The organism is Variovorax sp. YR566, assembly GCF_051992195.1.
Taxonomy (GTDB): Bacteria; Pseudomonadota; Gammaproteobacteria; order Burkholderiales; family Burkholderiaceae_C; genus Variovorax.
In genome coordinates this window covers 1,306,881-1,328,839 of record NZ_CP197092.1, presented here as the reverse complement: position 1 = coordinate 1,328,839, position 21,959 = coordinate 1,306,881, and the positions used below count along the sequence as shown (strand labels likewise).

The window sequence follows — 21,959 nt, the reverse complement described above, 5'->3', positions numbered from 1 at the left end:
GCCGTCCAGGAGACATTCCCATGCGTGAAGCCGTCATCGTTTCCACCGCCCGCACCCCGCTCACCAAGGCGCACCGCGGCGAATTCAACATCACCCCCGGCCCCACGCTGGCGGCCTTCGCGGTGAAGGCTGCGGTCGAGCGCTCGGGCCTCGACGCTGCGCTGATCGAGGACGCGATCCTCGGCTGCGGCTACCCCGAAGGCACCACCGGCCGCAACATCGCACGCCAGGCCATCATCCGCGCGGGCCTGCCGATCAGCATCGCCGGCACCACGGTCAATCGCTTCTGCGCCTCGGGCCTGCAGGCGATTGCGATGGCCGCGGGCCGCATCGTGGTGGACGGCGCGCCGGCCATGATCGCGGGCGGCGTCGAAAGCATCTCGCAGATCCGCTCGCGCAGCGCCACCGATGCTGGCGACAGCGGCATGGACCCGTGGATCGTCGAGCACAAGCCCGAGCTGTACATGGCGATGATCGAAACCGCCGACATCGTGGCAAAGCGCTACGGCATTACCCGCGAGGCGCAGGACCGCTTCTCCGCCGAAAGCCAGCGCCGCACCGAAGAAGCGCAGATCGCCGGCCGCTACAAGGACGAGATCGTCGCCTGCACCACCACGATGGCCGTGACCGACAAGGAGACGAAGGAAGTCACCTACCGCGAAGTCACCGCCACGGAAGACAACTGCAACCGCCGCGGCACCACCTACGAGGCGCTCGCCAAGCTGAAGCCCGTGATGGGCGAGGACAAGTTCGTCACCGCAGGCAACGCCTCGCAGCTGTCCGATGGTGCATCGGCCTGCGTGCTGATGGAAGCCAAGGACGCCGAGCGCGCCAACATCAAGCCGCTGGGCGCCTTCCGCGGCCTGGCAGTGGCCGGCTGCGAGCCCGACGAAATGGGCATCGGTCCGGTGTTCGCAGTGCCCAAGCTGCTCGCACGCCACGGCCTCAAGGTGCAGGACATCGGCCTGTGGGAACTCAACGAAGCCTTCGCCTCGCAGTCGATCTACTGCCAGGACAAGCTGGGCATTCCGTCGGAGCTTCTGAACGTGAACGGCGGCGCAATCTCCATCGGCCACCCCTTCGGCATGACCGGTGCGCGCCTCACGGGCCACGTGCTCATCGAAGGCAAGCGCCGCGGCGCGAAGTACGCCGTGGTCACGATGTGCATCGCCGGCGGCATGGGCGCGGCCGGCCTGTTCGAAATCTATTGAGGAGCCAGCGATGGACCTGAACTTCACCCCCGAAGAAGAAGCCTTCCGCAGCGATGTGCGGGCCTTCCTGGCCGACAAGCTGCCCGTGCGGCTGTCGGAGAAAGTGCGCGGCGGCAAGATCCTCGAGAAGGCCGACATGCAGGAATGGCACGCCATCCTCAACGAGCGCGGCTGGCTGGCCAACCACTGGCCCGAGCAGTACGGCGGCCCGGGCTGGACGGCGGTCGAGAAGTTCATCTTCGAGAACGAGTGCGCTCTGGCCTTCGCGCCGCGCATCGTGCCTTTCGGCGTGAACATGCTCGGCCCGGTGCTCATCAAGTACGGCAACGAGGCGCAGAAAAGCTACTGGCTGCCGCGCATCCTGAACGGCGCCGACTGGTGGTGCCAGGGCTACTCGGAACCCGGCGCAGGCTCCGACCTGGCGGCAGTGAAGACCTCGGCCGTGCGCGGCATCGACGCGCAGGGCGACCACTACATCGTGAACGGCCAGAAGACCTGGACCACGCTGGGCCAGCACGCCAACATGATCTTCTGCCTGGTGCGCACGAATCGCGAGGCGAAGAAGCAGGAAGGCATCAGCTTCCTGCTGATCGACATGACTTCGCCCGGCGTGGAAGTGCGCCCGATCATCACGCTCGACGGCGAGCACGAGGTGAACGAGGTGTTCTTCTCCGACGTGCGCGTGCCTGCCGAGAACCTCGTGGGCGAAGAGAACAAGGGCTGGACCTGCGCCAAGTACCTGCTGACGTACGAGCGCACCAACATCGCGGGCGTGGGCTTCTCGGTGGCCGCGCTCGAACAGTTGAAGGGCATTGCCGCCACGCAGACGAAAAACGGCAAGCCGCTGGCCGAAGACCCGGCTTTCGCGGCACGCATGGCGCGCGTCGAGATCGACTTGGAGAACATGAAGACCACCAACCTGCGCGTGATCGCGGCGGTGGCCGGTGGCGGCGTTCCAGGCGCGGAAAGCTCGATGCTGAAGATCCGCGGCACCGAGATCCGCCAGGAAATCTCTTCGCTGGCCCGCCGAGCGATGGGCGTCTATGGCCGCCCCTTCATTGCAGAGGCGCTGAAGGACGGCTTCACGGGCGAGACCTTCGGACCGGCTTATGCATCGGCTGCCGCCTCGCGCTACTTCAACAACCGCAAGCTGTCGATCTTCGGCGGCTCGAACGAAATCCAGAAGAACATCATCAGCAAGATGATCCTGGGCCTGTAAGGAGACATGCAATGAACTTCGAACACACCGAAGACCGGCGCATGCTCGCCGACAGCCTGAACCGCTTCATCGCCGAGCAGTACGCCTTCGACGCACGCGACCGCATCGCGAAGTCGGAGCACGGGTTCAGCAAGGAAATCTTCCAGCAGTTCGCCGAACTGGGCGTGATCGGCGCGCTGTTCAGCGAGGCCGACGGCGGCTTCGGCGGCGGCGGCTTCGACATCGCCGTGGTCTTCGAGGCCCTGGGCCGCGGCCTGGTGATCGAGCCGCTGCTGGGCGCGGTAATGGTCGGCGAGGCGATCAGCGCCGCCGGCAGCGACGCGCAGAAAGAAAAGCTCGCAGACATCATCAACGGCGTGACCGTCGCGGCCTTCGCGCACGACGAGGCCGACACGCACTACGAACGCACGCGCGTGGCCACCAAGGCCGAGCGCAGCGGCGATGGCTGGGTGCTTCACGGCGCCAAGGCCGTGGTACCTCAGGGCGAGCAGGCCGACCTGTTCCTCGTCTCCGCCCGAACCTCGGGCAAGGTGGACGACGAAGCCGGCATCTCGCTGTTCCTCGTGCCCGCGAAGACGGCAGGCCTCACGGTGCGCGGCTGCCCCGCCATCGACGGCGGCCGCGTGGCCGAACTTGCATTCGACGGCGTGAAGCTGGGCGCCGATGCACTGCTGGGCACCGAAGGCCAGGGCCACGCTACGCTGGAACGTGCCATCGGCCGCGGCGTGCTCGCGCTGTGCGCCGAAGCGCTGGGCGCGATGGAGGCGGCCAAGACCGCGACGCTGGAGTACCTGCGCACGCGCAAGCAGTTCGGCACGCTGATCGGCAGCTTCCAGGCCCTGCAGCACCGCATGGCCGACCTGCTGCTCGAGATCGAACAGGCCCGCTCGGCCGTCATCAACGCAGCGGCAGCCATCGACACCGGCGACCGCCTGACGCGCGAGCGTGCGCTGTCGGCCGCCAAATTCAGCATCGGCCGCATTGGCGCGCTGGTGGCGGAAGAAAGCATCCAGATGCACGGCGGCATCGGCATGACGTGGGAGCTGCCGATGCCCCACTACGCCAAGCGCCTCGTGATGATCGACCACCAGCTGGGCGACGAAGACCATCATCTGCAGCGCTACATTGCCCTGGGCAAAGAGTCCGGCAAGGAGCTGGCGGCATGACGGACAAGACGGTTCTGATCTCGCAGGAAGGCGCTGTCCGCATCCTGACCAACAGCAACCCCGGCGCACGCAACGCGATCACGCCGACGCTGTACGCCGAGCTGTCGGCCGCGCTCACCGACACACAGAACGACCCCGAGGTCGGCGCCATCGTCTTCACCGGCGCGGGCGATTTCTTCTGCTCTGGCGGCGACCTCAACCTGCTGGCCAAGCGCCGCGAGCTGCCCGCGTCGGAACGCCGCGAAAAGCTCGAAGGCCTGCATGACCTGATCCGCGCGATCCGCGATTGCGGCAAGCCCGTGATCGCGGCGGTCGAAGGTGGCGCTGCCGGCGCGGGCCTGTCGATGGCGCTGGCCTGCGACATGCTGGTGTCGGCGCGCGATGCGTTCTACACGGTGGCTTACGTCAAGGTCGGCCTCACACCCGACGGCGGCGCCACGGCCTTCCTCTCGGAATTCGTCTCGCGCCAGGTGCTGACCGAGATGTGCCTGACCGGCGACCGCATGCCGGCCGAGCGCCTGCACGCGCTGGGCGCCGTCAACCGCCTGACCGACAAGGGCGCGGCGCTGGCCGAAGCCATCGCGCTCGCAGCCAAGGTGGCAAGCGGCCCGCAACGCGCGAGCGCCCGCATCAAGACGCTGTGCCGCCAGGCACACCGCGCCACGCTGGAAGAACAGCTCGACGCCGAGGCCGTGTTCATGGTCGAGTCGCAGGCGGATGCTGAAGCGGCCGAAGGCATCGGCGCGTTCCTCGGCAAGCGCAAGGCCGACTTCGTCGCGCTGCGCCGACAGAAGCAGGACGCGTCCTGACACGCGCCGTACTCACCCTTCCAACCTCTTGCACGCGGGTGCAGAGGTTTTTCGTCTTTCTGGAGCTGCCATGTCTTCGCTGAATTCCTCGCTGCCGCTTGCCGGCGTGCGCGTCCTCGATCTGTCCCGCATCCTGGCAGGCCCCTGGTGCGGCATGGTGCTGGCCGACATGGGTGCCGAGGTCATCAAGGTGGAGCACCCCGGCCGCGGCGACGACACGCGCGACTGGGGCCTGCGTGTCGGCAAGACCGAGACCGCTTACTTCAACAGCGTGAACCGCAACAAGCGCTCGGTCACGCTCGACCTGCAGACGCCCGAAGGCCAGCAGCTCGCGCGCGACCTCGCGAAGCAGTGCGACGTGGTGATCCAGAACTTCAAGTTCGGCGGCATCGACAAGCTGGGCCTGGGCTACGAGCAACTGAGCAAGGAGCAGCCCGGCCTCATCTACTGCTCGATCTCGGGCTACGACCGCACCGGCCCCGAAGCCGCACGGCCGGGTTATGACCTCGTGGTGCAAGGCGAAGCCGGCCTGATGGCACTGAACGGCGAAGCGAACCAACCGCCGCTGAAGTTCGGCGTGGCTGCCGTCGACCTGTTCACCGGCATGTACTCGGCGCAGGCCATCCTGGCCGCGCTGTACCAGCGCGAGAAGACCGGCAAGGGCCGGCACGTCGAGATGGCGCTGTTCGACTGCGGCCTGATGATCACCGCCTACTACGGCCTCGAAGCGCTGCTGATGGGTGAAGACCCGCCGCGCTACGGCAACTCGCACCCGTCGATCGTGCCCTACGGCGTGTTCGATGCGGCCGACGGCCCGCTGGTCATCACGGTGGGCAACAACGCGCAGTTCGCACGCTTCTGCACCGACGTGATCGAACGGCCCGACCTCGCTGCCGACGAGCGCTTCAAGACCAACATCCTGCGTTCGGCGAACCGCGCGGTGCTGCTGCCCGAGCTGCACGCCGAGCTGACCAAGCGTCAGCGCGCCGACCTGCTCGCGAAGCTCACCGCCTCGGGCATTCCGTGCGGCGAAGTGCTGGGCCTGCTCGAAGCGCTGCAATCGAAGCGCGCAACCGATGCCGGCCTGGTGACCACGCAGCCGCACCCGGTGGCCGGCACGGTCAACGTGCTGGCGCCGCCCTACCGTTTCGACGGCGAGCGCCTGCCCGTGCGCAGCGCGCCGCCTACCCTGGGCGAAGGCACACACGACGTGCTGCAGTCCCTGCTCGGCCTGTCGGATGAAAAGCTGGCCGCGCTCAAAACAAGTGGCGTCGTCTGAAGAAGACAGACGCCCGCATTTCCAAAGTAGACAAGACCCAATGGCATCCCTTTCTTCCCTTCGCAGTCCCGTTCGCCGCGCCCTTCTCGCACTCGCCCTGCCCCTGGTGGCTGGCACCGCCTTCGCGCAGGCCTGGCCCGCCAAGCCGATCACGCTGATCGTGCCCTTCCCGCCCGGCGGCCCGACCGACGTGGCCTCGCGCATCGTGGCGCAGAAGATGTCGATCGCGCTCAAGCAGAACATCGTGATCGACAACCGCAGCGGCGCATCGGGCACCGTGGGCGCTGCTGCCGCGGCCCGCGCCGCGCCCGATGGCTACACCTTCGTGATGCTGGCCACGCCCACGCTGCTGGCCTCGCATCTGTACGGCCCCACCGGCTACGACATCTTCAAGAATTTCACGCCCGTGGGCAGCGTGTACGACCTGCCGATCGTGCTGGTGGTCAACCCCAAGTCGCTGCCCGACGTGACCGGCGTGCAGGGCCTGATCGCCAAGGCCAAGGCCGAAGGCGGCAAGCTCAACTACACGAGCGCGGGCGCCGGCAGCTTCGGCCACCTGACGACCGAGCAGCTGAAGACCATCGGCAAGTTCGACATGCAGCACGTGCCCTACCGCGGCAGCGCGCCGGCCGTCACCGACCTGATCGGCGGCCAGGTGCCCGCGATGTTCTCCGACCTCGTGGGCGTGCTGCCGCACATCAAGGCCGGCAAGCTGCGCGCCATCGCGGTCGGCTCCGGCCAGCGCGTGAGCCTGCTGCCCGACGTGAAGACGGTGGCCGAGCAGGGCTTCCCGGGCTTCGACGCAACTTCGTGGGGCGGCCTGCTGGCGCCGGCCGGCACGTCCAAGGACGTGATCGACCGCATGAGCGCCGAACTCAAGACCGCGCTGGCTGACAAGGAAGTGCAGGACAAGCTCCAGAGCGTCGGCACCTTCTCGGCCTACCGCACGCCCGAACAGACGGGCGTGCGCATGCGCGAGGACTTCGAGCGCTGGGGCAAGGTCATTCGCGACAACCACATCACGAACCAGTAAAACTGGCCGCGCCGGCAGGGCGACAACACCAAGGAGACAAGACATGACAACCAGGCACGACAACAACTACAGCACCCCGGTCGGCGCGCCGTTTCGCCCCGCCCTTCCCGTTCGCAGCCTCGCCGACATCCGCAAGCTCGAAGAGACGCCGCTGGAGCAGGCGCTCACGGTGCGCAGCACCTACGAGATCTTCCGCAACGCGGGGCATGCCTTCGGCGGCAAGACGGCGCTGACCTTCCTGCGCACCGGCAACCCGGCCGACGAACCCATCCGCTGGTCGTACGCCGAGCTGCTCGCGCGCATCCACCAGACCGCGAACATGCTGCACACGCTGGGTGTGGGGCCCGACGACGCGGTGGCGGTGCTGCTGCCCGGTTGCCTGGAGTACCACCTCGCGCTGTGGGGCGGCGAGGCCGCCGGCATCGTGCAGCCGCTGAACCCGCTGCTCACCGACGAGAAGCTGGTCGCGCTGATGACCGCGGGCCGAGCCAAGGTGCTGATCGCCTACGGCTCGGACAGCGAATCGGGCATGTGGTCGAAGGCGATGCGCTTGCGCGGCCAGGTGCCGACGCTGACCACGGTGCTGCGTGTGGCGCCGCATGACGAAGCCCCCGGCACTGCCGGTGCGCTGCCCGAAGGCGTGGCCGAGTTCGACGTGCTGCGCGCTGCGCAACCCGACGACCGCCTCGTGAGCGGCCGCGACATCGCGCCGACCGACATCGCCGCCTACTTCCACACCGGCGGCACCACGGGTGCGCCGAAGCTCGCGCGCCACAGCCACGGCGCGCAGGTGTTCACGGCCTGGGCCAGCGTGCAGGTCGCTGGCATGAACGAGAACGGCATCTCCATCAACGGGTATCCGCTGTTCCATGTGGCGGGCGTGCTGCCGGCCTCGCTGTCGTCGCTGTCGGCGGGCGTGGAAGTGATCATTCCCACGCCCTCGCTGCTGCGCAACAAGGAGGTGCTGGCCAACTACTGGAAGCTGGTGGCGAAGTACCGCCCGACCTCGCTGTCGGCCGTGCCCACCGTGCTCGCGGCGCTGGCCAACGTGCCGCTGGACGGCGCGGACATTTCATCGATCACCTACTGCCGCACCGGCGCCGCCGTGCTCGCGCCCGAGCTGGCCGCGCGCTTCGAGCGCCTGTTCGGCCTGCACGTGCACGAGAGCCTGGGCATGACGGAGATGGCCGGCATCTCGACCATCACACCACCGGGCGTGGACGGGCCCGCGGGCTGCGTGGGCTTTCGCCTGCCGTACATGCAGATGCGCGTGGTGGCGCTCGACGAGAACGGCAACGCGAGTGACCGCGAAGTGGCGCCCGGCGAGCAGGGCATGGTGCTGTTCAAGTCGCCCAATGTGTTCTCCGGCTTCGTGGACCCGGCCGACAACGCCAAGGCCTTCACGGCTGATGGCTGGCTCGCAACCGGTGACCTGGGTTGGATCGACAGCGAAGAGCGGCTCAACCTCACGGGCCGCTCGAAGGACCTGATCATCCGCAGCGGCCACAACATCGACCCCAAGACCATCGAGGACGCGCTGGGTGCGCACCCGACCGTGCAGCTGTGCGCCGCTGTCGGTGCGCCCGATGCCTATGCGGGCGAACTGCCGGTGATCTTCGCGACGCTGGTGCCCGGCGCCTCGGCGACCGAAGAAGAGCTGCTGGCCTTCACCGCCGAGCGCGTGGACGAAGCGCCCGCCAAACCCAAGTGGGTGTCGGTGATCGAGACGATGCCGATGACCAACGTCGGAAAGATCTACAAGCCCGAGCTGCGCGCGATGGCCGCGCGCCAGGTCGTGAGTGCAACGGTCGTCGAGGTGTGCGTGTCGCTCGGCGTGCCCGAGGCCGCGCGCCCTGTGGTGAAGACCGAAGGCGAAAGCCTCGTGCGCGTGCTGATCGATGGCGCGGCAGCGGGCGCACTCGCCGCATCGCTTCAGGAGCGGCTGCAGAAGGCGCTGGAGCCGCTGCCCTTCAAGACGCGCATCGGGGCGCAGTGATTTTTGAAACCGAGACAGAGAGACAGAGACAAGCCATGACCATCCGCCTTCCGAACCGCCGCGCCCTGCTGTGCGCCGCCGCTTCCGTCGCCACGCTGTGCGCGCTGCCTGCGGCAAATGCCCAGACCGCTTACCCGAACAAGCCGATCCGCCTGGTCGTGCCCTTTGCCGCCGGCGGCGCCACCGACGTGCTCGCGCGCGTGATCGGCCAGAAGATGTCGGCCGGCCTGGGCCAGCCCGTCATCATCGACAACAAGCCCGGCGCGGCCGGCATCATCGGCACCGACGCGGTCGCCAAGGCCGCGCCCGATGGCTACACCATCGTGCTGGGGCTGAGCAATTCGCTGATGACCAACGAGTTCCTGTACGAGAAGCTGCCCTACGACACGCAGCGCGACCTCACGCTGGTCTACCAGATCGCGATGGCGCCGCTGGTGCTGGTGGTGCACCCGAGCGTTCCGGTGAAGACCGGCCCCGAGCTGCTGAAGTACGTCACCGCCAACAAGGGCAAGGTGGCCTACGGCTCGTACGGCGTGGGCGCATACCCGCACCTGGCCGGCGCGCACATGAGCCTGGCCACGCAGTCCGACATGAACCACGTCGCCTACAAGGGCGAGGCGCCGATGATGCAGGACCTCATCGGCGGCCAGATCCAGATGGCGTATGCGAGCGCGCTGGTGGCCAAGCCGCACATCGACTCCGGGAAGATCCGCGCCATCGGCGTGAGCGGCGAGCGCCGCATGAGCACGCTGCCCAACGTGCCTACGCTGGCCGAGCAAGGCCTGAAGGACGAGGCCTACCGCGTGACCGGCTGGCTCGCCATCGCGGCTCCTGCAAAGACACCGAAACCCATCGTGGACCGCATCGCCGAAGAAGTGCGCAAGGCCACGCAGCAGCCCGACGTGCGCGAACGTGTGGCAGCCATGGGCTTCGAGATCAAGGACAGCTCGCCCGAACTCTTCGCCACCGCCTGGAAGGCCGAGCGCCCGGTGTGGGAGCGCCTCATCAAGCAGTCGGGCGCCAAGCTCGAATAACCCATTCACTCATTCATTTCTTCGTCATTCAAAGGAACAGCCATGAAGGTTCTTGTACCTGTCAAACGGGTCGTCGACTACAACGTGAAAGTGCGCGTCAAGAGCGACGGCACCGGAGTGGACATTGCCAACGTCAAGATGAGCATGAACCCCTTCGACGAGATCGCCGTTGAAGAAGCAGTTCGCCTGAAGGAAAAGGGCGTTGTGACCGAAGTCATCGCCGTCTCCTGCGGTGATGCCAAGTGCCAGGAAACCCTGCGCACCGCCATGGCCATCGGTGCCGACCGCGGCATCCTCGTGGAAACCACCGAAGAACTGCAGCCCCTGGCCGTCGCCAAGCTGCTCAAGGCGCTGGTGGACAAGGAACAACCGTCGCTCATCATCCTTGGCAAGCAAGCCATCGACGACGACGCCAACCAGACCGGCCAGATGCTGGCGGCTCTTGCTGACCTGCCCCAGGCCACCTTCGCCTCCAAGGTCGAAGTCGCTGGCGACAAAGCCACCGTCACCCGCGAAGTCGACGGCGGCCTGGAAACCATCTCCCTCACGCTGCCGGCCGTCATCACCACCGACCTGCGCCTGAACGAGCCGCGCTACGTCACGCTGCCCAACATCATGAAGGCCAAGAAGAAGCAGCTCGACGTCTTCAAGCCCGAAGATCTGGGCGTCGATGTGAAACCCCGCCTGAAGACCCTGAAGGTCTCGGAACCTCCGAAGCGCGGTGCCGGCATCAAGGTGCCTGACGTTGCAACGCTGGTGGACAAACTGAAGAACGAAGCGAAGGTGATCTGAACATGACCGCACTTGTTATTGCCGAACACGACCACGCGACCGTCAAGCCCGCGACCCTGAACACCGTGACTGCCGCGCTGGCTTGCGGCGGCGATGTCCATGTGCTGGTGGCCGGAGCCAATGCTGCCGAAGCCGGCAAGGCCGCCGCACAGATCGCCGGAGTCTCCAAGGTCATCGTGGCCGACAGCCCCAGCCTTGCGGAAAACCTGGCAGAGAACGTCGCAGCCCAGGTGCTGGCGATTGCTGCCAACTACAGCCACATCCTGTTCCCCTCGACCGCCAACGGCAAGAACGTCGCGCCTCGCGTGGCTGCCAAGCTCGATGTGGCCCAGATCAGCGACATCACCAAGGTCGACAGCCCAGACACCTTCGAGCGCCCGATCTATGCCGGCAACGCCATTGCCACCGTGCAGAGCAGTGATGCAACCAAGGTGATCACGGTTCGCACGACCGGCTTCGATGCCGCAGCCGCCACGGGTGGCAGCGCAGCAGTTGAAACCGCCGAAGGCGTCGCAGACAGCGGCAAGAGCAGCTTCGTGGGCCGTGAAGTCACCAAGAGCGAACGCCCCGAGCTGACCGCAGCCAAGATCATCGTCTCGGGTGGCCGTGCCTTGGGCAGCGCCGAGAAGTTCACCGAAGTGATGGCCCCTCTGGCCGACAAGCTCAACGCGGGCCTGGGCGCCAGCCGCGCAGCCGTCGACGCGGGCTACGCCCCCAACGACTGGCAAGTGGGCCAGACCGGCAAGATCGTCGCGCCGCAGCTGTACATCGCAGCAGGCATCTCCGGCGCCATCCAGCATCTGGCCGGCATGAAGGACTCCAAGGTGATCGTGGCGATCAACAAGGACGAAGAAGCCCCGATCTTCTCGGTGGCCGACTACGGCCTCGTGGCCGACCTGTTCACGGCTGTGCCGGAACTCGTGAAGGCGCTGTAAGAGGCCGCCGCATGAAGACCCGCATCACCGAACTGCTCGGCATCCGCTACCCGATCATCCAGGGCGGCATGCAATGGGTGGGCCGCGCCGAGCTGGCCGCGGCCGTGTCGAACGCCGGGGGCCTCGGCATCGTTACCGCGCTGACGCAGCCCACGCCCGACGACCTGCGCAACGAAATCGCGCGCACGCGCACGCTGACCGACAAGCCCTTCGGCGTGAACCTCACGATCCTGCCGGCGGTGAAGCCGCCGCCGTATGCCGAGTACGTGCAGGCCATCATCGACAGCGGCGTGAAGATCGTGGAGACCGCGGGCAACAGCCCGAAGGACTTCATCGAGGCGCTGAAGCGCCATGACGTGAAGATCGTCCACAAGTGCACCTCGGTGCGCCATGCGCTCTCGGCCGAGCGCAATGGCGTCGACGCGGTGTCGGTCGACGGCTTCGAGTGTGCGGGCCACCCGGGCGAGGACGACGTGCCCGGCCTCGTGCTGCTGCCCATCGCCGCGCGCAAGCTGCGCATTCCGATCATCGCGTCGGGCGGCATTGCCGACGGGCGTGGCATGGCCGCCGCGCTGGCGCTGGGCGCCGAGGGCGTGAACATGGGCACGCGCTTCTGCGTGACGAAGGAAGCGCCGATCCACGACAACATCAAGCAGGCTCTGGTCGCGGCAACCGAGCGCGACACGAAGCTGATGTTCCGCACCCTGCACAACACGGCGCGCGTGTTCCGCAATGCCATCTCCGAAGAGGTGGTGGCCACGGAGAACCGCCCGGGTGGCTGCGAGTTCGAAGACGTGCGCCCGCTGGTGGCTGGTGCACGGGGCCGTGCGGCGCTGGAGTCTGGTGAGGTGCACAACGGCGTGGTCTCGGCCGGGCAGTGCATCGGGCTGATCGACGACATTCCGACTTGCGCCGAGTTGCTCGAGCGCATGGTGCGTGAGTGCCGCGAGCATCTGGACCGGGCGCGGTCCTGGATGGACTGAGTCTTTCTGTTCGCATCCGGGGGACGCTCACGCCGACGGGGTACCTTGCTCCGCGAATGTCCCCCGGCCTTCGGGCTACCGCACCTCCCCCTTTGTTTCGCTGCGCACTGCCCCACTCATCGAGCGCAGAGCATCGGGTGCTCACCGCAGCGAAATTGAGGGGAGGCCGAAGGCCGGGGGACATTCGCGGAGGGGAGTACCCGGCGCCCTGTGCACACGCCCTGAAAGCCGCTCTGCAGGCCCCGCAGCTAAGGAAACCCCCGATACATGAGTGGTCATCGACCACCTAGCATCGAAGGCTGTTCCCTGTCGAGGTGTACCGGACGCGTCCCGCCGTTCGTGCCTCACTGACCATCCCGCGATGACAACTCCACCCGAGTCCGGCCCCACGCTGGACGCCGCCAGCCCCCTCCCCCTCGACATCGAAGCAGCCGACGAACCGACCAAGGTTCCCCTTGCCATCGAAGACTGGCTCACGGTCATCATCATGGGAGCGCTGGCGCTCATTACCTTCGCCAACGTCATCGTTCGCTACTTCACCGACTCGTCCTTCGCGTGGACCGAAGAGTTCTCGGTGTTCCTCATGATCATGCTGGCGCTGGTGGCCGGCTCGGCCGCTGTGGCGCGCGACCGGCACATCCGCATCGAATACTTTTCCGAAAGCGGCTCGATGGCGCGGCGCAAGCGGCTCGCGCAGTTCGGCGCGCTGATGATCGCCATTCTGTTCACGCTCATCGGCGCACTCAGCATCCGCATGGTGTGGGACGACTTCCGCTTCGAGGAGACAACGCCCGGCATCGGGCTGCCCGCGTGGTGGTATTCGATCTGGCTGCCCATCGTGTCGTTCGCCATCGCGTTGCGTGCGGTGGGCCTCATGATCCGGCGCGGACGCAAGACGAACTACGGCTCAGACACCAAAGAGAGCAAGGACGACGCCAAGTGATCGCCACCCTGCTCTTCGTTGCCTTCGTCGTGATGATGCTGGTGGGCGTGCCCATTGGCGCCGCGCTGGGCCTGGCGGGCGCCGCCTGCATCGCACTGGCCAACAGCGACGCACAATGGTTCGGCCTGCTCGCCGTGCCGCAGAACTTCTACGCAGGCCTCGGCAAGTACCCCTTGCTGGCCATTCCGATGTTCGTGCTGGTCGGCTCCATCTTCGACCGCTCGGGCGTGGCGCTGCGGCTCGTCAACTTTGCCGTCGCCATCGTGGGACGCGGCCCCGGCATGCTGCCGCTGGTGGCGATTGCGGTGGCGATGTTTCTCGGCGGCATCTCGGGCTCGGGCCCTGCCAATGCGGCTGCAGTGGGCGCGGTGATGATCGCAGCCATGTCGCGCGCCGGCTACCCTGCCGCCTTCTCGGCCAGCGTGGTGGGCGCTGCAGCGGCCACCGACATCCTGATTCCGCCATCGGTTGCCTTCATCGTGTACTCGGTGCTGGTGCCCGGTGCTTCGGTGCCGGCGCTGTTCGCGGCCGGCATGATCCCCGGCGTGATGGCAGGCCTGGCGCTGATGATTCCGGCCGTGCTGCTGGCGCGCAAGCACAAGATGGGCGCGCTCGAAGCCACGCTGCCGCGCCCGCCGTTCTGGAAGAGCTTTCGCGAAGCGACCTGGGGGCTGGCCGCGCCCGTGCTCATCCTCGGCGGCATGCGCGCGGGCTGGTTCACGCCGACCGAGGCGGCAGTGGTGGCGGTGTTCTACGGCCTGTTCGTGGGCATGTGCATCCACCGGACCATCAAGGTGCGCGACCTGTTCGTGATCTTGCGCGAGTCGGGCGAGCTCTCTGCCGTGATCCTGCTGGTGGTGTCGCTCGCGGGCATCTTCGCGTACTCGCTGTCGACGCTGGGCGTGATCGATCCGGTGACGCGCGCGATCGTGAACTCGGGCCTCGGTGAGTACGGCATCCTGGCGCTGCTGATACTGCTGCTCATCACGGTCGGCATGTTCCTCGACGGCGTGTCGATCTTCCTGATCTTCGTGCCGCTGCTGCTGCCCATCGTGCAGTACTACAAGTGGGACCCGGTGTGGTTCGGCGTGATCCTCACGCTGAAGGTGGCGCTGGGGCAGTTCACTCCGCCGCTCGCGGTCAACCTGATGGTGTCGTGCCGCATCGCCAAGGTGCGCATGGAAGAGACCGTGCGCTGGGTGGGCTGGATGCTGTTCTCGATGTTCGTGGTGATGGTGCTGGTCATCATCTTTCCCGAACTCGCACTCTGGCTGCCGCGCAAGCTCGGCTACTGATTTTTTGTCCCGTCGCAGAACCATAAGGAGAGCCCTCATCATGAAATTCCGCCGCACCCTTCTCGGCCTCGCCGCCGCAGCAACCGCCCTGGGCATGTTCTCGACCGGCGCCATGGCGCAGGCCGCCTACAAGCCCGAATACAAGATGTCGCTGGTGCTGGGCCCGCCCACGCCCTGGGGCCAGGCCGGAAAGATCTGGGCCGACATGGTGAAGGAGCGCACCCAGGGCCGCATCAACATCAAGCTGTACCCCGGCGTGTCGCTCATTCAGGGCGACCAGACGCGCGAGTTCAGCGCGCTGCGCCAGGGCGTGATCGACATGGCCGTGGGCTCGACCATCAACTGGTCGCCGCAGGTCAAGCAGCTCAACCTGTTCTCCATGCCCTTCCTGATGCCGGACTACGCGGCCATTGACGCGCTCACGCAGGGCGAAGTCGGCAAGGAAATGTTCAAGACGCTCGACAAGGCCGGCGTGGTGCCGCTCGCCTGGGGTGAGAACGGCTACCGCGAAATCACCAACTCGAAGCGGGCGATCAAGTCGCCGGCCGACGTCAAGGGCATGAAGATCCGCGTGGTCGGCTCGCCCATCTACTCCGACATGTTCACCGCGCTCGGCGCCAACCCCACGCAGATGAGCTGGGCCGACGCACAACCCGCACTCGCGAGCGGCGCGGTCGACGGCCAGGAGAACCCGCTGTTCCTGTTCACCGTGCTCAAGATGCAGAACGTGGGCCAGAAATTCTTGACCGCCTGGGGCTACGTGGCCGACCCGCTGGTGTTCGTGGTCAACAAGGAAATCTGGGCCTCGTGGACGCCGGCCGACCAGGCCATCGTGCGCCAGGCCGCCATCGACGCGGGCAAGGAAGAAATCGTCATCGCGCGCAAAGGCCTGATCGAAGCCGACAAGCCCCTGCTGAAGGAAATCGCAGGCATGGGCGTGACGGTGACCAGCCTCACGCCGGCCGAACGCGATGCCTTCGTGAAGGCGACGCGGCCGGTGTACGACAAGTGGAAGTCGACCGTGGGTGCCGACCTGGTGGCGAAGGCCGAGCAGGCAATTGCCGCACGCAAGAAGTAAGAGCAGGCACGGCGCATTGCGGGCGCATCAACCTCGGTAGCGGCTCGGGTTCGCGCCCGCCATCTTCTTCATCAGGCGCCGCAGCGCCGTGGCGTCCTGGTAACCCACGGCGCTTGCCACTTGCTCGACAGTCATCCGGCTCGACTCGAGCAGCGCACGGGCGCGCCGCAAACGCACGCTTTGCACCAGCGCCTGCGTGCTCCTGCCGGTGGCCTTCTGGATGTGGCGCGACAGCGTGCGCTCCGACATGCAGAACTCGCGCGCCAACACACTGACCGCGGGCGGATCGGGCAACGCCGATTCGACCCGCGCCGCCAGTCGCGCCACAAGGTCGTTGCCGTTGGCCAGCACCTCCGGCACGATGAATGGTGCCTGCGCCTGACGTCCGTCGATCAGCAGCATGCGCGAGACAAGATCGGTGAGCGCGCTGCCGCAACGCTCGCGCAGCAGATGCAGCATCAAGTCGGTCTGCGCGAACGCAGCGCCTGCCGTGACCACGGGTCCGTCGGAGCACACCATGCGGTCGACGTCGACGATGCAGCCCGGCGCCATCTGCTTGAGCAGCGCTGCGTACCACCATGAAGTTGTCGCGCGCCGCCCCTGAAGCAGGCCCGCGGCATTCAGCAGGAACACCGCCGAGCACGAGGCCGCGACCTGCCCTCCGGCCTTCGCATGACGCACGAGGCCCGCGATGGCCTTGGTCGCGTCATCGCTGTCGAGGCACCGCCGGATCTCGCCCGGCGTGTTGAGCCCGAGCCCCGGCACCACCCACGTCGAGCGGTCGTCACGCGGTCGCACGGGCAGGCGCACAGTCTCCAGGCTCATGCCGGCCTGCAACCGCACCGGACCGCCCTGCACCGAGCACAGCCTCCAGCGCGGCGGCGCCACGCCGGCACGAGCGGCCACGGCCTGCGCGGCGCCCAGGATGTCGAGCGTGACCGCCACGCTGGAATTGAAGGCGCCGGGCAGCACCAGGACGGTGAAATCGTGCATGTCTGATTCAGCCCTGAAACGGTCAAATTTGACACTGCCATTCTGGCGACGCAGGCGGCCCAATACAAGCTCATCCGCTTTCCCCGTGCCGTCCACGGCCGCACTCACATGACATCGACCCGCTCCCTGAACGAAGACGATCCGCTCGACGACTTCACCCCGCGCCAGATCACGCTCGATGGCATCGAGAAGAAGGTCTACCTGATGGGCCAAGGCCCCGCCGTGATCGTGATGACCGAGATGCCGGGCATCAGCCCGCATGTGGCGCGCTTTGCACGCTGGGTGCGCGACGCGGGCTTCACTGTCTACATGCCTTCGCTGTTCGGCCGCGACGGCGCGGTGCCGCAGGCCGAGGAAGGCGCCGCCGTGTTCAAGCGGGCCTGCGTGAGCGCGGAGTTTCGCGCCTTTGCATCGAACGCATCGAGCCCCGTGACGCAATGGCTGCGCGCGCTCGCGCGGCTGGCGCATGAGGAATGCGGCGGCCCTGGCGTGGGCGCGATCGGCATGTGCTTCACCGGCAACTTCGCGCTCTCGATGATGATGGAGCCGGCCATGCTCGCGCCGGTGGTGTGCCAGCCATCGCTGCCGCTGGACGACCCTGCCGGCACAAACGTGGCGGCCGACGAACTCGCGGCCGTGCGCCAGCGCCTGGAGCGCGAGGACCTGAGCGTGATGGCCTATCGCTTCGACGGCGACAGGTTCTGCAAGGCCGAGCGCTTCGCTGCGTTCTCTCAAGCACTGGGCGAGCGCTTTGTCGCGCGCGTGTTGCCCGACGGCGCAGCCAACCCGAACACGCCGCCCTTCTTCGCGCAGGTGGTGGCCAGCCCGCACAGCGTGGTGACGGCGCACCTGATCGATGAGGCGGGGCAACCGACGCTTGCTGCAAGGGACGAGATCCTGGCGTTCTTTGCGCTGCGGCTGCTGGATCGTCGGCGCTGAGCAAGCGGCGTTTTCACAACAGGCGGCCGACCTCTTCCTGGGCGTGTTTGCGCACTTTCCACTTCGGCCGCCCGCACGCGCTAACCCCTTGGTATGCGCACCGTTGCGAGCCCGTGCATCGCCACCGACAATGCACCCGCGATCCGATGCCGCGCCGCGAGATGCTCTGGCAGACTGACTTGCACAGCGCACTTCTTCGCGCAGCAAGGAGCCTCCTTCACCATGCATCTCAGGTCCACCGCATCGACCGTCGCAACAACACGGCCATCGCGCTTCGCGATCTTTTCGGTTCTTCTCGCAGCACTCGTTTTCTTGACCACCAGCTTCATCACCCCGAAGGCACATGCAGCCGATGCCACCGTGCACACGCTGATCATCGACACCGACCCCGGCGCCGACGACGTGATTGCGCTGCTGTTTGCCATGGCCTCGCCCGAGCAGTTGAAGATCCAGGCACTGACCACCGTGGCCGGCAACGTGCAGCTCGCCAAGACCTCGCGCAATGCACGCCTTGCGCGCGAGTGGGCGAAGCGGCCCGACATTCCGGTCTACGCCGGTGCGCCGCGCCCCCTGCTGCGCACGCCCATCTATGCAGCCGACATCCACGGCAGCGAAGGCATCACCGGCGTCAAGGTGCACGAGCCGAGCCAGCCGCTGGCCGATGGCAATGCGGTCGACTACCTGATTCGCACGCTGCGCGCGGCGCCCGAGAAAAGCGTGACGCTCGCCATGCTCGGGCCCGAGACCAACCTCGCGCTGGCACTGACGCAGGCTCCCGACATCACGCGCGGCCTGCGCGAGCTGGTGCTCATGGGCGGCGCGCATTTCAACGGCGGCAACATCACGCCGACGGCGGAGTTCAACGTGTTCGCCGATCCGCATGCGGCAGAGATCGTGCTCAAGAGCGGCGTGCCGATCACCATGCTGCCGCTCGACCTGACGCACAAGGTGCTGACCAGCCCCGAGCGCATTGCCAGGCTGCGCGGCATCGGCAACCAGGCAGGCAAGACGGTGGCCGACATCCTCGATGCCTATGTGCAGCACGACATGCAGTACTACGGCCTGCCCGGCGGCCCGGTGCACGACGCCACCGTGATCGCCTACCTGCTGCAGCCCTCGCTGTTCAGGGGCCGGAAGGTGAACGTGGAAGTCGACAGCCGCGAAGGGCTGGGCTTCGGCCAGACGGTGGTCGACTGGTACGGCGGCTTGAAGAAGCCCGCCAACGTGAACTGGATTGCCGAGGGGGATGCGCAGGGGTTCTTCGATCTGCTGACGCAGCGCATTTCCCGCCTGCCTTGAGCTGCATCGCCCCAGAACGACGTTGACGGCGGTGGCATGCGGGGCCACCATGGGGCACCGTCGCCAATGCCCGGCTAGGCGGCGGACTCGTCGGGGAGGCCTGCCCGCTCTGGAATAGGTGAGCAAACGCGCCATTTCAGGGCATTCGAGGAGGTCTCATGGCTGAAAGCGACAAGGTGTTCGCAGGCTCGATCCCGAAGTTCTACGACACGCTGATGGTCCCCCTCATCTTCGAGGCCTACGCCACCGACATGGCAGAGCTTGTTGCGGCCTCCTCGCCCGGCTCGGTGCTTGAAACGGCGGCCGGCAGCGGTGTGGTTACGCGGGCGCTTGCGCCAAAACTCGGCGCCGGCGCGCGCTACGTGGTAACCGACCTCAACCAGCCCATGCTCGACTACGCAGCCACCCGGCAGGGGCCCGATGGCCGTATCGAGTGGCGGCAGGCGGACGCGCTCGCCCTGCCGTTCGAAGATGCATCGTTCGACGTTGTTTGCTGCCAGTTCGGCGCGATGTTTTTCCCCGATCGGGTCGCAGGCTATGCCGAGGCGCGTCGCGTGCTGAGGCCAGGCGGGCGCTTTGTCTTCAGCGTCTGGGACCGCATCGAAGAGAACGCCTTTGCCGACGACGTCACGAACGCCGTTGCCACGGTGTTTCCGCATGACCCTCCGCGATTTCTCGCCCGCACTCCGCACGGCTATCACGACACCGCACTGATCCGCGAGGATCTGGGCCGCGCAGGGTTCACCAGCATCGGGATCGAGACGCGCGAGAAGCTGAGCCGCGCCCCCTCGGCACGCGACGTTGCCACCGCCTATTGCCAGGGAACGCCGCTGCGCAATGAAATCGAGACGCGCGACGCCACCCTGCTTCAGCTCGCTACGGAGCGCGCAACGGAGGCGATCGCCAGCCGCCATGGCAAAGAGGGCCCGGTGGCCGGCAAGATTCAGGCACATGTGATCGTGGCGGCGGGATAGCGGGGTTCCGGCGCGCGCTTCATCCGGTCATCTCGCGCCGCCTTTGGCGCACTTCATCGCATTCGCATGGCAGTTGCGCCGCGGCGCGGCAACCATGCGCACTCCATAACCATGTGATGGAGATCCGCGATGCGCACTGCCTTCTTCTTTCGCCAGACCCTGCTGCTTGCCTCGGGCCTGCTGCTGTCCTTCCAGCTCCTGGCCGCCCAGACCGGCTGGCGGCAGCTGCGCATTCCGGGCGACACGCCCGACGCCGCACCCACGGTGGTCGCGCTCTACTACCCGACGAAGGCGACCGAGCGCACGACGGCCATGGGCCCGTTCACGGTACAGGCGGCCATCCAGGCGCCGCCCGAGGACAAGTTCAAGGGATTGATCGTGCTGAGCCACGGCATCGGCGGCACCGAACTGGGCCACAGCAGCCTCGCCGAGGCCCTCGCGCGGGATGGCTACATGGTCGCGGCCCTTCGCCATCCCGGCGACAACTGGCAGGACGGGTCGCTGCTGCAGAAAGGCGGCAGCGTCTACTTCACCGAACGGCCGCGGCAGGTATCGCGCGTGATCGACGCCTTGCTGCAAGACCCGCAGTGGAAGGATCGCATCGCCAGCGACGCCCAGGGCCTTCGCATCGGTGCGGTGGGGCATTCGGCCGGCGGCTATACCGTGCTGGCACTGGCGGGTGGGCAGGTCGACCTGTCGCGCATTCGCAGGCACTGCGAGAGTGAGCGCGAGGCCGATCCGGTTTTTTGCGGCGTGGGCCGGAACGCGCCAGCGACGGCTGGCTCGCCTGCTGCATCAGCATCGGTGCTGCCTTCGCTGCGCGACCCGCGGGTGCGCGCGGTCGTGCTGCTGGCGCCGGCGGGTGTTGTCTTCACGGCGTCTTCGCTGGCGGAGATCAGGATCCCGACGCAGATCTATGAGGCGGAGCTGGACCGGTTCCTCGTCCCGCGTTTTCACGCCGAATGGATTGCGCAGAACATGCCCCGCGCCGAACTCCACCGGGTTCCCAACGCCTGGCATTTCGCATTCATGGACACCCCGGCCAGCGCCATTCCAAGCGACGATGGAGACATCAGGAACGACCCGCCGGGCTTCGATCGAAAGGCCTTCCTGGCGCGGCTGGGCCGTGAGATTCCGGCCTTCTTCGACAAGGCATTGCCCGGTCGAGAATGAAAAAAGCCACGCTGCAGAACAGCGTGGCTTTTTGACTTTCTTGCGCGGCAGCAGCGGATCAGTGCTGCAGGATCTTGTTCAGGAAGTCCTTGGTGCGCGGCTGGCGATTTTCCGGGTGGCTGAAGAACTCGTCCTTCGGGCAGTCTTCCAGGATCTTGCCGCCCACGTCGATGAAGATCACGCGGCTCGCGACCTTGCGGGCGAAAGCCATTTCGTGCGTGACCACCATCATGGTCATGCCTTCCTTGGCCAGGCTCACCATCACGTCGAGCACTTCGCCGACCATCTCGGGGTCGAGTGCCGAGGTGGGTTCGTCGAACAGCATCACGATCGGGTCCATCGACAGCGCACGGGCAATGGCCACGCGCTGCTGCTGGCCGCCCGATAGCTGGCCCGGGAATTTGTCCTTGTGCGCCATCAGGCCCACGCGGTCGAGCATCTTCAGGCCACGGGTCTTGGCTTCATCAGGCGTGCGGCCCAGCACCTTGATCTGCGCGATCGTGAGGTTCTCGGTCACCGACAGGTGCGGGAACAGCTCGAAGTGCTGGAACACCATGCCGACCTTGGAGCGCAGCTTGGGCAGGTTGGTCTTGGGGTCGTGCAGCGGAATGCCGTTGACGGTGATCTCGCCCTTCTGGAAGGGCTCCAGCGCATTCACGGTCTTGATGAGAGTGGACTTGCCCGAGCCCGAAGGCCCGCACACCACCACCACGTCGCCCTTGGAAATGCTCACCGAACAATCGTTGAGCACCTGCACCGGGCCATACCACTTGGATACGTTCTTGATTTCAATCATTTTTTCGGACAT

At 66.7% G+C, this 21,959-nt stretch carries 20 protein-coding genes; 18 read left to right on the top strand and 2 right to left on the bottom strand.

Features of this window, described 5'->3' with window-relative positions:
• Nucleotides 1–20: 20 nt before the first annotated feature.
• The 14 genes from ACTG4X_RS06115 (at nucleotide 21) to ACTG4X_RS06050 (ending at nucleotide 15,773) form a co-directional block, all read left to right on the top strand.
• Nucleotides 21–1,211 (top strand): acetyl-CoA C-acyltransferase, encoded by a 1,191-nt coding sequence (locus ACTG4X_RS06115; protein WP_093173176.1) that lies wholly within the window; start codon nucleotides 21–23, stop codon nucleotides 1,209–1,211.
• Between the two features lie 10 nt (nucleotides 1,212–1,221).
• Nucleotides 1,222–2,430 carry an acyl-CoA dehydrogenase family protein gene (locus ACTG4X_RS06110; protein WP_440533437.1) on the top strand — a complete coding sequence of 403 codons (1,209 nt, stop codon included), beginning with the start codon at nucleotides 1,222–1,224 and terminating at the stop codon, nucleotides 2,428–2,430.
• Between the two features lie 11 nt (nucleotides 2,431–2,441).
• Nucleotides 2,442–3,596 carry an acyl-CoA dehydrogenase family protein gene (locus ACTG4X_RS06105; protein WP_093056370.1) on the top strand — a complete coding sequence of 385 codons (1,155 nt, stop codon included), beginning with the start codon at nucleotides 2,442–2,444 and terminating at the stop codon, nucleotides 3,594–3,596.
• The gene (locus tag ACTG4X_RS06100; RefSeq protein WP_440533436.1) at nucleotides 3,593–4,405 is read left to right on the top strand and encodes an oxepin-CoA hydrolase, alternative type; all 813 of its coding nucleotides are present in this window, start codon (nucleotides 3,593–3,595) and stop codon (nucleotides 4,403–4,405) included. The genes ACTG4X_RS06105 and ACTG4X_RS06100 overlap by 4 nt, the downstream gene beginning before the upstream one ends.
• 70 nt (nucleotides 4,406–4,475) lie before the next feature.
• On the top strand, nucleotides 4,476–5,684 hold the full coding sequence (locus ACTG4X_RS06095) for a CaiB/BaiF CoA transferase family protein (protein ID WP_440533435.1): 1,209 nt from the start codon (nucleotides 4,476–4,478) through the stop codon (nucleotides 5,682–5,684).
• 40 nt (nucleotides 5,685–5,724) lie between these two features.
• Nucleotides 5,725–6,717, top strand: a complete 993-nt coding sequence (locus ACTG4X_RS06090; protein WP_440533434.1) for a Bug family tripartite tricarboxylate transporter substrate binding protein — start codon at nucleotides 5,725–5,727, stop codon at nucleotides 6,715–6,717.
• A 43-nt stretch (nucleotides 6,718–6,760) separates the two neighbouring features.
• The gene (locus tag ACTG4X_RS06085) at nucleotides 6,761–8,713 is read left to right on the top strand and encodes an acyl-CoA synthetase (protein ID WP_440533433.1); all 1,953 of its coding nucleotides are present in this window, start codon (nucleotides 6,761–6,763) and stop codon (nucleotides 8,711–8,713) included.
• Between the two features lie 35 nt (nucleotides 8,714–8,748).
• The gene (locus ACTG4X_RS06080; RefSeq protein ID WP_093056375.1) at nucleotides 8,749–9,747 is read left to right on the top strand and encodes a Bug family tripartite tricarboxylate transporter substrate binding protein; all 999 of its coding nucleotides are present in this window, start codon (nucleotides 8,749–8,751) and stop codon (nucleotides 9,745–9,747) included.
• Nucleotides 9,748–9,789: 42 nt separating this feature from the next.
• The gene (locus ACTG4X_RS06075; protein WP_440533432.1) at nucleotides 9,790–10,539 is read left to right on the top strand and encodes an electron transfer flavoprotein subunit beta/FixA family protein; all 750 of its coding nucleotides are present in this window, start codon (nucleotides 9,790–9,792) and stop codon (nucleotides 10,537–10,539) included.
• 2 nt (nucleotides 10,540–10,541) lie between these two features.
• A complete protein-coding gene (locus tag ACTG4X_RS06070; protein ID WP_258351310.1) occupies nucleotides 10,542–11,474 on the top strand; it encodes an electron transfer flavoprotein subunit alpha/FixB family protein in 933 nt (310 codons plus the stop codon).
• Nucleotides 11,475–11,485: 11 nt separating this feature from the next.
• A complete protein-coding gene (locus tag ACTG4X_RS06065; RefSeq protein ID WP_440533431.1) occupies nucleotides 11,486–12,457 on the top strand; it encodes an NAD(P)H-dependent flavin oxidoreductase in 972 nt (323 codons plus the stop codon).
• A 361-nt stretch (nucleotides 12,458–12,818) separates the two neighbouring features.
• Complete coding sequence (locus ACTG4X_RS06060) at nucleotides 12,819–13,400, top strand: TRAP transporter small permease (protein WP_426391430.1); 582 nt, start codon at nucleotides 12,819–12,821, stop codon at nucleotides 13,398–13,400.
• Nucleotides 13,397–14,695 (top strand): TRAP transporter large permease, encoded by a 1,299-nt coding sequence (locus tag ACTG4X_RS06055; protein WP_093057315.1) that lies wholly within the window; start codon nucleotides 13,397–13,399, stop codon nucleotides 14,693–14,695. The genes ACTG4X_RS06060 and ACTG4X_RS06055 overlap by 4 nt, the downstream gene beginning before the upstream one ends.
• Before the next feature lie 40 nt (nucleotides 14,696–14,735).
• Nucleotides 14,736–15,773, top strand: a complete 1,038-nt coding sequence (locus ACTG4X_RS06050; RefSeq protein ID WP_093079117.1) for a DctP family TRAP transporter solute-binding subunit — start codon at nucleotides 14,736–14,738, stop codon at nucleotides 15,771–15,773.
• A gap of 27 nt (nucleotides 15,774–15,800) precedes the next feature.
• Here the strand turns inward: ACTG4X_RS06050 and ACTG4X_RS06045 are convergent, their stop codons facing one another.
• Nucleotides 15,801–16,766: a GlxA family transcriptional regulator gene (locus ACTG4X_RS06045; RefSeq protein WP_440533430.1), complete on the bottom strand. Its 966-nt coding sequence runs from the start codon at nucleotides 16,764–16,766 to the stop codon at nucleotides 15,801–15,803.
• Between the two features lie 108 nt (nucleotides 16,767–16,874).
• On the opposite strand from ACTG4X_RS06045, the gene ACTG4X_RS06040 reads away from it, so the two are divergent.
• The 4 genes from ACTG4X_RS06040 to ACTG4X_RS06025 all read left to right on the top strand — a co-directional run bounded on the left by ACTG4X_RS06040 (nucleotide 16,875) and on the right by ACTG4X_RS06025 (nucleotide 21,151).
• Complete coding sequence (locus ACTG4X_RS06040) at nucleotides 16,875–17,705, top strand: dienelactone hydrolase family protein (RefSeq protein ID WP_440533429.1); 831 nt, start codon at nucleotides 16,875–16,877, stop codon at nucleotides 17,703–17,705.
• Nucleotides 17,706–18,017: 312 nt separating this feature from the next.
• Nucleotides 18,018–19,004 (top strand): nucleoside hydrolase, encoded by a 987-nt coding sequence (locus tag ACTG4X_RS06035; protein ID WP_371127393.1) that lies wholly within the window; start codon nucleotides 18,018–18,020, stop codon nucleotides 19,002–19,004.
• 158 nt (nucleotides 19,005–19,162) lie between these two features.
• Nucleotides 19,163–19,978 (top strand): class I SAM-dependent methyltransferase, encoded by an 816-nt coding sequence (locus ACTG4X_RS06030; RefSeq protein WP_440533428.1) that lies wholly within the window; start codon nucleotides 19,163–19,165, stop codon nucleotides 19,976–19,978.
• Between the two features lie 129 nt (nucleotides 19,979–20,107).
• A complete protein-coding gene (locus tag ACTG4X_RS06025; RefSeq protein WP_440533427.1) occupies nucleotides 20,108–21,151 on the top strand; it encodes an alpha/beta hydrolase family protein in 1,044 nt (347 codons plus the stop codon).
• 58 nt (nucleotides 21,152–21,209) lie between these two features.
• Here the strand turns inward: ACTG4X_RS06025 and ACTG4X_RS06020 are convergent, their stop codons facing one another.
• Entirely contained in the window at nucleotides 21,210–21,947 is a 738-nt protein-coding gene (locus ACTG4X_RS06020; RefSeq protein WP_093057334.1) for an amino acid ABC transporter ATP-binding protein, read from the bottom strand.
• Nucleotides 21,948–21,959 lie beyond the last annotated feature (12 nt).